This window comes from uncultured Flavonifractor sp. (assembly GCF_944383115.1).
Taxonomy (GTDB): Bacteria; Bacillota; Clostridia; order Oscillospirales; family Oscillospiraceae; genus Flavonifractor.
The window spans coordinates 1-9,149 of the sequence record NZ_CALWOJ010000081.1 but is presented as its reverse complement, the minus strand read 5'-3'; the positions used below and the strand labels follow the sequence as shown (position 1 = coordinate 9,149).

At 63.6% G+C, this 9,149-nt stretch carries 8 protein-coding genes and 3 pseudogenes; 2 read left to right on the top strand and 9 right to left on the bottom strand.

Features of this window, described 5'->3' with window-relative positions; translation table 11 throughout:
• From Q0K43_RS08720 to rimP, 9 genes and pseudogenes are all read right to left on the bottom strand, one after another.
• Positions 1-251, bottom strand: a pseudogene (locus Q0K43_RS08720) (pseudouridine synthase); the annotation flags it as partial.
• Positions 244-1,194: a DHH family phosphoesterase gene (locus Q0K43_RS08715; protein ID WP_297290165.1), complete on the bottom strand. Its 951-nt coding sequence runs from the start codon at positions 1,192-1,194 to the stop codon at positions 244-246. The gene Q0K43_RS08715 and the pseudogene Q0K43_RS08720, both read right to left, overlap by 8 nt.
• A 3-nt stretch (positions 1,195-1,197) precedes the next feature.
• On the bottom strand, positions 1,198-1,587 hold the full coding sequence (rbfA, locus tag Q0K43_RS08710; RefSeq protein ID WP_297290164.1) for a 30S ribosome-binding factor RbfA: 390 nt from the start codon (positions 1,585-1,587) through the stop codon (positions 1,198-1,200).
• Positions 1,588-2,042: 455 nt separating this feature from the next.
• Positions 2,043-4,433: a translation initiation factor IF-2 gene (infB, locus tag Q0K43_RS08705; RefSeq protein WP_297290166.1), complete on the bottom strand. Its 2,391-nt coding sequence runs from the start codon at positions 4,431-4,433 to the stop codon at positions 2,043-2,045.
• Positions 4,434-4,548: 115 nt separating this feature from the next.
• Positions 4,549-5,085 carry a L7Ae/L30e/S12e/Gadd45 family ribosomal protein gene (locus Q0K43_RS08700; protein ID WP_297290163.1) on the bottom strand — a complete coding sequence of 179 codons (537 nt, stop codon included), beginning with the start codon at positions 5,083-5,085 and terminating at the stop codon, positions 4,549-4,551.
• Positions 5,078-5,353, bottom strand: a complete 276-nt coding sequence (locus Q0K43_RS08695) for an RNase P modulator RnpM (RefSeq protein WP_297290162.1) — start codon at positions 5,351-5,353, stop codon at positions 5,078-5,080. Before Q0K43_RS08695 ends, Q0K43_RS08700 begins: the two co-directional genes overlap by 8 nt.
• Before the next feature lie 39 nt (positions 5,354-5,392).
• A pseudogene (locus tag Q0K43_RS11740) lies at positions 5,393-5,521 on the bottom strand (transcription termination/antitermination protein NusA); the annotation flags it as partial.
• A gap of 181 nt (positions 5,522-5,702) precedes the next feature.
• Positions 5,703-6,860, bottom strand: coding sequence for a transcription termination factor NusA (gene nusA / locus Q0K43_RS08690; protein ID WP_297290161.1), 1,158 nt, complete (start codon positions 6,858-6,860; stop codon positions 5,703-5,705).
• Between the two features lie 26 nt (positions 6,861-6,886).
• Positions 6,887-7,342, bottom strand: a complete 456-nt coding sequence (rimP, locus tag Q0K43_RS08685) for a ribosome maturation factor RimP (protein WP_297290160.1) — start codon at positions 7,340-7,342, stop codon at positions 6,887-6,889.
• 302 nt (positions 7,343-7,644) lie between these two features.
• Here rimP and Q0K43_RS08680 point away from each other — a divergent pair, with 302 nt between their 5' ends.
• Together Q0K43_RS08680 and Q0K43_RS08675 are read left to right on the top strand one after the other, a co-directional pair.
• Complete coding sequence (locus Q0K43_RS08680) at positions 7,645-8,577, top strand: AAA family ATPase (protein ID WP_297290159.1); 933 nt, start codon at positions 7,645-7,647, stop codon at positions 8,575-8,577.
• A 4-nt stretch (positions 8,578-8,581) separates the two neighbouring features.
• Positions 8,582-9,149: pseudogene (locus Q0K43_RS08675) on the top strand (DUF58 domain-containing protein); the annotation flags it as partial.

Sequence of the window (9,149 nt, the reverse complement as noted above, 5' to 3'; positions counted from 1 at the left end):
CCGGTGGTATCCTGGGTATTTGTCATAACACCCAGTTTTAATCCGGCGATATATTCCTTTTTCCCCTCGGTGGCAAACTCCACCGCCCGGGTGGCCCGGCCTACAAAGACAGGCAGCACGCCGGTGGCCATAGGATCCAGGGTACCGCCGTGGCCAATCCGCTTTTCGTGGAAGATCCCCCGCAGCTTGGCACAGATATCCATGCTGGTCCACTCCCGGGGCTTGTCAATGATGATAACTCCGTTAGGCATTGTTTTCCACCTGCCGGATAGCGTCCAGGATGGCGGACTCCGCCTGCTCCAGAGTGCCGTTGACCGTGCAGCCTGCGGCAGCAGCGTGCCCGCCGCCCCCCAGCAGGGCGCACACACGGGTGGCGTTCAGCCCGCCGCTGGTGCGGACGGACAGCTTGCAGGCTCCGTCCTCCAGCTCCCGGATGGTGACGGAGGTCTCCACCCCCTCGATCTGGCCCAGGAAGGCGGCAATGTCCTCCATGTCCTCCTCGGTAGCGCCCGCCTCGTCCATCAGAGACAGAGACACGGGGGCCACGGCCACCTTGCCGTCCTCATAGCGGTGCATCCGCTCCACAATGAGCCGTTCCACCTGAAGCCGGGCCCAGGTCTTGGTACGGAAGTGCCATTTGTTCAGGGGGAAGGCGTCAATGCCGGTGTCCATCAGGGCGGCGGCCACCCGGTGGGTATCCGCGGTGGTGTTGCCGTACTGGAAGCAGCCGCAGTCGGTGGACACCGCCACATAGAGCGGCACGGCGGTCTCGGCGTTGACCTGCCCCAGCTCCTTCAGGATGTCGTAGATGATCTCGCCGCAGGCCGCCCGGGAGGCGTCCAGGCAGGTCTGCCTGGCAAAGAACTCCTGGGAGGGGTGGTGGTCGATGGCCAGATCGATCCCCCGCTCCAGCCAGGGCTCGCCGGTCTCGGTGAACAGGCCCCGGGCGGCGATGTCCACGCTGACCACCGTCGCCGGCGCATACCCCTCCGGGGCCAGCAGCCCCTCCAGATAGGGGGTAAATAGGTGGGTCTCTCCGGTGCCGGGGCAGATGTGGGCGGTCTTGCCCAGGCCCCGCAGGCCCCGGCACAGGGCGGCGGCACAGCCGATGGTGTCCCCGTCGGGGCGCTTGTGGGTGAGGATCAGATAGCGGTCGTGCTCACGCAGCCAGACCGCCGCTTCGGTATAGGTCATAGTTTACTCCTCGCTGTCCAGGTCGATGTGTGCGTTGGCGGGATTGGCGGGCTTGACCACCTCCGGGTCCCGCAGCAGGCTCAGGATATGGGCCCCCTTGCCGATGGAATCGTCGGCCACGAATTGCAGCTCGGGGGTGTAGCGCAGCTTGAGGGCCGCCCCCAGCTCCCGCCGCAGGTAGCCGCCGGCGGACTTGAGGCCCTTGACCACCTCGCTCACGTCGCTCTTGTCCAGCACGCTGACATAGATCTTGGAATAGCGCAGGTCAGAGGTGGTATCCACGCCGGTGATGGAGACCAGTCCGTGGACCCGGGGGTCCTTTACCGTCCGAATCAGGGCGGACAGCTCCCGCTGGATCTCCTCGTTGATACGTCCAATGCGATTACTTGCCATGGTTTTCTCCTATCATGCAATACAGACCCGCCCCCTCCTCAAATGACTTGGGGACGGAACGGGTCTGTTTTTATTTTTCTCGGTCACCCCTCACGGGAAACCTTCGATCCATTATACCTCGATCTGCTCCACCGCAGCGTTAAGAAGATTTGCCGGTGGCAAATCTTTAGCGTAGGCCGGCACGGCTATGCCGGGCCGGTGGCACCCCGCAAGAAGCAGAATTACACCTCAATCTGCTCCATCAAATAGGCCTCGATCACGTCGCCCTCCTTGATATCCTGGAACTTCTCGAAGGTAATGCCGCACGCCCCACGGGATGTTCCATCCCGCGGGGACCCCTTGATTTTATCTGCTCGGGCGAAGTGAATTCGCCCTGCGCCAAGGTTTTGCCTGACGGCAAAACGCTTGCACGGCGCAAATGCGCCGCCCCCGCTGCGCGGGGGTCTCGCGCGGCATTACACCTCGATCTGCTCCATCAGGTAGGCCTCGATCACGTCGCCCTCCTTGATATCCTGGAACTTCTCGAAGGTGATGCCGCACTCGTAGCCGGCAGCCACTTCCTTCACGCTGTCCTTGAAGCGCTGGAGGGAGGCGATGGAACCGTCGTAGATCACCACATTGTCCCGCAGCAGACGCATCTGGGCGCCCCGCTGCATCTTGCCGTCGGTGACATAGCAGCCGGCCACCATGCCTACGCCGGTGATACGGAACACGTTGCGCACCTCGGCCTGGCCCAGCTCCACTTCCTTGAACTTGGGGGCCAGCATACCCTTCATGGCGGTCTCGATCTCGTTGATACAGTCGTAGATCACCCGGTACATCCGCATATCCACCTTGTTGCGGGCGGCGGTGTCCTTGGCGTTGGAGTCGGGACGGACGTTGAAGCCCACGATGATGGCGTTGGAGGTGGTGGCCAGCATGACGTCGCTCTCGTTGATGGCGCCCACCGCGCAGTGGATGACCCGCACCCGGACCTCCTCGTTGGAGATCTTCTCCAGGGATGCCTTGACGGCCTCGGCGGAGCCCTGTACGTCGGCCTTGACGATGATGTTCAGATTCTTCATCTCACCGGCCTGGATCTGGCTGAACAGATCCTCCAGGCTCACCTTGCCCACCGGGCCGGAGGCGGCCATCTTCTGATCGTGCTTGCGCTGCTCCACCAGCTCGCGGGCCATGCGCTCGTCGGCCACGGCGTGGAAGTCGTCGCCGGCGCCGGGCACCTCGCCCATGCCGATGATCTCCACAGGCACGGAGGGGCCGGCCTCGGTGAGCTTCTCACCACGGGCGTTGGTCATGGCGCGGACACGGCCCACAGCAGTGCCGGCAATGATGATGTCGCCCTGGTGGAGGGTACCGTTCTGCACCAGCAGGGTGGCCACAGGGCCGCGGCCCTTGTCCAGCCGGGCCTCGATAACAGCGCCGTGGGCGGAGCGGTTGGGATTGGCCTTCAGCTCCTGCATCTCGGCGGTCAGGTTGACCATCTCCAGCAGGTTGTCGATGCCCTCGCCGGTCTTGGCGGAGATGGGGCAGATGATGGTCTCGCCGCCCCACTCCTCAGGCACCAGCTCGTACTTGGTGAGCTGCTCCTTAATGCGCTCGGGGTTGGCCTCCGGCTTATCCATCTTGTTGATGGCCACAATGACGGGGATGTTGGCGGCCTTGGCGTGGTTGATGGATTCCACGGTCTGGGGCATGATGCCGTCGTCGGCGGCCACCACCAGGATGGCCACGTCGGTGATCATAGCGCCCCGGGCGCGCATGGCGGTAAAGGCCTCGTGGCCGGGGGTGTCCAGGAAGGTAATGGGCTTACCCTGCACCTCCACCTGATAGGCGCCGATGTGCTGGGTGATGCCGCCGGCCTCGCCCGCCGCCACATGAGCGTTGCGGATATAGTCCAGCAGAGAGGTCTTGCCGTGGTCGACGTGGCCCATGACCACCACCACGGGGGCACGGGGGAGCAGATCCTCTTCCTTGTCCTCGGCGGTGTCGATGAGCTTCTCCTCGATGGTGACGATGATCTCCTTCTCCACCTTGCAGCCCAGCTCTTCAGCGATGATGGCGGCGGTATCGAAGTCGATGACGTCGGACAGGGAGGCCATGACGCCGTTCTTCATCAGGGTCTTGACCACCTCGGCGCCGGTCTTCTTCATGCGGGAGGCCAGCTCGCCCACGCCGATCTCGTCGGGGATCTTGACGGTGAGGGGCGTCTTCTTGGCGATCTCCATCTGGAGCCGGCGCATCTTCTCCTGCTCCTCCTGGCGGCGCTTGTTGCCGCCCTGGAAGCCGCCCTTGCGCTGGTTGCGGCCCTGGAACTTCTGCTTGCCGGCCTGCATCTGCTTGGTCTTGCCGGCAGCCAGATCCTCCAGCCGCTGGTCGTACTTCTCCAGGTTCACGTTGCCGCTCTTGCGGGTGTCCACCACCTTCTTCTCGGGGACGCGGGTGGCGGGCCGGTTATCCTGCTGCTGGGGCTGCTGGGCCTTGGGCTGCTCCGCCTGAGGAGCGGGCTTGGCGGCAGGCGCAGCGGATTCCTTGTCCGGCTTGCCGGCTTTCTGATCCGGCTTCCGGGCGGGAGCGGCGTCCTCCTTCCCCTTCCCGGCGGCAGGGGCAGCCTTGGGCGCAGCGGGCTCAGCCTTGGGCTCCCGGTACACGTCGGCGTAGATGCTCTCGATGCTCTCCACCTGATTGTGCTGGGTGAGGTACTCAAAGATCAGGGAAAGTTCCTGATCGCTCAGAGGCTGCATGTGATTCTTCGGGGTCGTCGCGTATTTGGTCAGGATGTCGGTGATGTCCTTGGAGTTCTTGTTGAAATCCTTGGCCACCTCATGCACACGGTATTTGTTGTTCAGCAAATAAAGCCACCTCCAACTGGTCGGCTTGCGCCAATAGGAAAACGTAGCGGCTCCGCTGCGCTTTCTTATTGGAACAAGCCTGCTCGTTCCAATCTGTTCCGGCCATTTCTGTTCATGGCCGCTGCTTCTTTATGGTCAATCTGCCCTTGGGGACAAATGGTTTTGCCTGTTTCTGCGCCGGGGCCGCATTCTGAGGATCTCCCGCCGCCTTGGGGGGCGGGGCCCACGGTTTCTGCTTCTTCTTTTGCAGTTTTTTCTCATGGGCCCGCTGTTCCTTCTGCCGCTGGAGCGCCTTGCCCGCCTGGACCTTCAGCTCCTCCGCGGCGGCAGCACATCTCTCAGGATCGGCGGCGGCCAGCTTGTCGGCAATGGCGGCGGCCAGTCCCACATCGGTGAGGGCCAGCATGGTGCAGGCAGAGCGGCCCACCGCACCGCCCAGGCCGCCCTTGGTGTAGGGCGTGGGCAGGTGGGGCGCCTTGCCGATCTCGGCAAAGTGAGCGGCCCGGCGCAGGCTGTTGTCGGCGCCGTCGCAGGCGGTGAGGATCAGCTTGGCCTGGTGGGCCCGGGCGGCGGCGCCCACCGGCTCCTCGCCCACCTCCACACGGCCCGCCTTGCGGGCGATGCCCAGCAGATGCAGCACGCTATCCATCCTGATCGCCCTCCCGCATCTGCTGTTCCAGAGCCTCGTATACCTCGTCGGGCATGGGGGCGGAGAAGGCCCGCTCCAGCGCCTTGGCCTTTCGGGCCTTTTTCAGGCAGGCCCCGTCGGGACACACATAGGCTCCCCGGCCCGGCTTCTTCCCCTTAAAGTCCAGGGAAACCTCCCCCTCGGGACTTTTCACCACCCGGATCAGCTCCTTTTTGGGCTTCATCTCCCGGCAGCCCACGCACTGGCGCATGGGTATTTTCTTGGGCATCCTTCTGCCCCCCTTCCATTTCATTTGATCACTGAGGGCTTACTCCTCGGCCTCGTCCTCCAGGATCACGTCCTCCTCGTCCTCCACCTCTTCATCGGCGGGGGCGGAGGCGGGCTTGATGTCGATCTTCCAGCCGGTCAGCTTGGCGGCCAGCCGGGCGTTCTGGCCCGCCCCACAAAAGGCGGAGCCTTTTGCGGGGGCCCCTGATTATATCCTGTTTGGGGCAACTGAATTGCCCCAAACCAAAGTTTTGCCGCTGGCAAAACGCTTGGGCGGCGCAAGCGCCGTCCCGCCTGCGGCGGGTCCCGGGGAGGGCCAGTTCCGGCCTTGGAGACCGCCCCCGCGGAATTTATTCCTCGGTCCCGGCCTCGTCCTCCAGGATCACGTCCTCCTCGTCCTCCACTTCCTCGTCGGCGGGGGCGGAGGCGGGCTTGATGTCGATCTTCCAGCCGGTCAGCTTGGCGGCCAGCCGGGCGTTCTGGCCCTCCTTGCCGATGGCCAGGGAGAGCTGATCGTCGGGCACCACCACGCGGCAGGTCTTGCCCTCCTCGTGGATGTCCACGCTGATGACGTCGGCAGGAGACAGGGCGGCGGCGATGTACACGGCAGGGTCCTCGGACCACTTGACGATGTCCACCTTCTCGCCCCGGAGTTCTTCCACGATGTTGTTGACGCGCTGGCCCCGGGGGCCCACGCAGGCGCCGATGGGGTCCACATTGGGGTCGGCGGACCAGACGGCCAGCTTGGTGCGGGAACCGGCCTCACGGGCGATGGACTTGACCTCCACAGTGCCGTCGTAGATCTCGGGCACCTCCATCTCAAACAGCCGCTTTACCAGGCCGGGGTGGGTGCGGGAGATGAGGACCTGGGGCCCCTTGGTGGAACGGCGGACCTCCACCACATACACCCGCAGGCGCATCCCCTCCACATACTCCTCGCCCTTGACCTGCTCGCCGGCGGCCAGGAAGGCCTCGGTGGCCTCGCTGCCCGAGCCAATCCGCAGGCTGGCGGCGCCGGAACGGGGGTCAATGCGGGTGACCACGCCGGTGAGGATCTCATGCTCCTTTGAGGAGAACTCGTCGTACACCATGCCCCGCTCGGCCTCACGCATGCCCTGAATGATGACCTGGCGGGCGGTCTGGGCGGCAATGCGGCCAAAGTCCCGGGTCTTGATCTCAATGCGGATCACGTCCCCCAGCTGGGCCTGGGGCAGCTTGCTGCGGGCCTGCTCCAGACTCATCTCGGTGCAGGGGTTATCCACCTCCTCCACCACGTCCTTCTTGACGAACATACGGACGGTGCCGGCCTGCTCGTCGGCTTCCACCGCCACATTGTCCCCAACGGTCTCATGGTCCCGCTTGTAGGCGGACACCAGGGCCTGGGTGATCTTCTCCAGCATATAGGACTTGGGGATGCCCTTTTCCTTCTCGATGAGATTGATGGCGGCAAAAAACTCCTTGCCGTCCAGCTCATTGGTCTTCTGCGCTTTGGCATTTTTCTTCGGCATAGCTCTATCTCCTTGCACTCACATGGTTAAAACCGCACATACAGCCGTGTCTGGGCCACGTCCTTTTTCACAAAGGTCTGAGGTCCGGCGGCGGTGTCAATGGTCACGTCGCCGTTTTCATAGCCGGTGAGAACCCCTACATGATCCTTCCGGCCGTCCACAGCCCGGTAGAGGCGCACCTCCACCTCAGCCCCCATGAAGGCGGCAAAGTGTTCCGGCTTTTTCAGGAGCCTGTCGGCGCCGGCGGAGGACACCTCCAGCACATAGCTGCCCTCAATGGGGTCGGCCTCGTCCAGGGCGTCGGACAGGGGACGGCTCACCGCCTCGCAGTCGTTGATGGAGACGCCCCCCTCCTTATCAATATAGACCCGCAGGAACCACTGTCCCGCCTCCCGGACGTATTCCACGTCCCACAGGGTACATCCGGCCTCCTCCACCAGGGGGGCGGCCAGCGCGGATACCAGCTCTGTTACCTTGGCCATAAGCTACCTCCGGCAGGGGCTGTTAAAAATTTACATGCCCCGTTTTTTCAATAAGAAAGAGCGGAGCCGCGACCCCACTCTCACCATACTTCTACTACTAACGTATGTACTATACCACAAAACGTTCTTTTGCGCAAGGGTCTGCCGTGATTTTTTCCGTTCCCGGCATCTTTGGTATGGGGTACAAAATGGTAATACCCATCTCCAAAACCTTTCATACTTATTAAGTTTGGTTCCTGCAGTTGACATAAGGGAAGTCTTTGGTAAAATAGGACTCAGAACCTGTTTAAGGAGGGCGGAACATGGAAGGCAACAAGCAGGCCCTGGAGATTCTGGGCGAGGTCAAGAAAGCAGTCGTGGGCAAGGACAGCATACTTGCCAAGGTGCTGCTGGCCATTCTGGCCCGGGGCCACATTTTGCTGGAGGATATTCCCGGCGTTGGCAAGACCACAATGGCTCTGGCTTTTTCCAAAGCTCTGAGCCTGCAATACAATCGGGTGCAGTTTACCCCGGACGTGATGCCTTCGGATATCACCGGTTTTTCCATCTACAACAAGGCCACCGGCGCAATGGAGTATCAGCCCGGCGCGGTGCTGTGCAATTTATTCCTGGCGGACGAGCTGAACCGGGCCACCAGCCGTACTCAGTCGGCTCTGCTGGAGGCCATGGAGGAGGGCCAGGTCACCGTGGACGGGGTGGCCCATCCGGTACCTCAGCCCTTCCTGGTCATTGCCACCCAGAACCCGGCGGGCGCCTCGGGAACCCAGCCTCTGCCCGACTCCCAGATGGACCGGTTCATGATCCGGCTGTCCCTGGGCTATCCCGCTCCGGCGGATGAGTTTGATATGGTGCGCCGCAAGCAGGGGGGCAACCCTCTGGATCAGGTGCGCCAGGTGCTGGACCTGCCCGGCCTCGCCGCGCTGCGGGATCAGGCCGACCGGGTGTATGTGTCTGACCCGGTGCTGGACTATATCATCCGCCTGATCACCGCCACCCGCTCCCACCCCATGATCGTCCAGGGAGCCAGTCCCCGTGCCTCTCTGGCCGTCACCGCGATGGCAAAAGCCGCCGCTCTGGTGCTGGGCCGGGACTATGTGAACCCGGAGGATGTGTCTATGGTCTTTGCCGACGTGGTGACCCACCGGCTTATTCTCTCCCCCCGGGCGGAATCCGCCGGCGGCGTCCATCCGGCGGCGGAGATCCTGCGGCAGGTCCCACCTCCCAAGATCGGGTGAGGCCATGACGGGCCGTCGGATCCTGTACGCCGTTTTGGTGGGCGCGGCGGTGCTTTTCCAGATCTTTTTCCGTTTCTACCTGTCCACCTTTGTATTGGTCTTGATTCTGACCCTCCCCCTCCTCTCCCTGCTGCTGGCCCTGCCGGGGCTGGCCGGAAGCCGCGTGCTGGTACTGCCCGCCGCCCCGGCGGTGTCTCTGAAGGAGCAGGCGCTGTTTCATGTCGTCCTGCGCCGCACTTCCCCGCTGCCCCTGATCCGTCCACGGGTCAAGCTGAGCTGGGCCAATCAGCTCACCGGCGAGTCCGGGGAGAGCCGCATTTTGATCTCGCCCCAGGAGGGGACGCCCGTGACCATTCCCGCCTCCCACTGCGGACGTCTGATCTGCCGGGCGGAACGGGCATGGAGCTGCGACCTGCTGGGACTGTTCCCGCTGCCTGTGGGGCGGGGGCCGGCAGGCGCCGTTCTCATCCTGCCGCCCCGTCTGGAGCTGGAGCAGAAGGAGGAGCTGACCGGCGGTCGAAACGACGGCACGGTACTCCGCCCCCGGCCCGGCGGCGGCCCCGGGGAGGGCT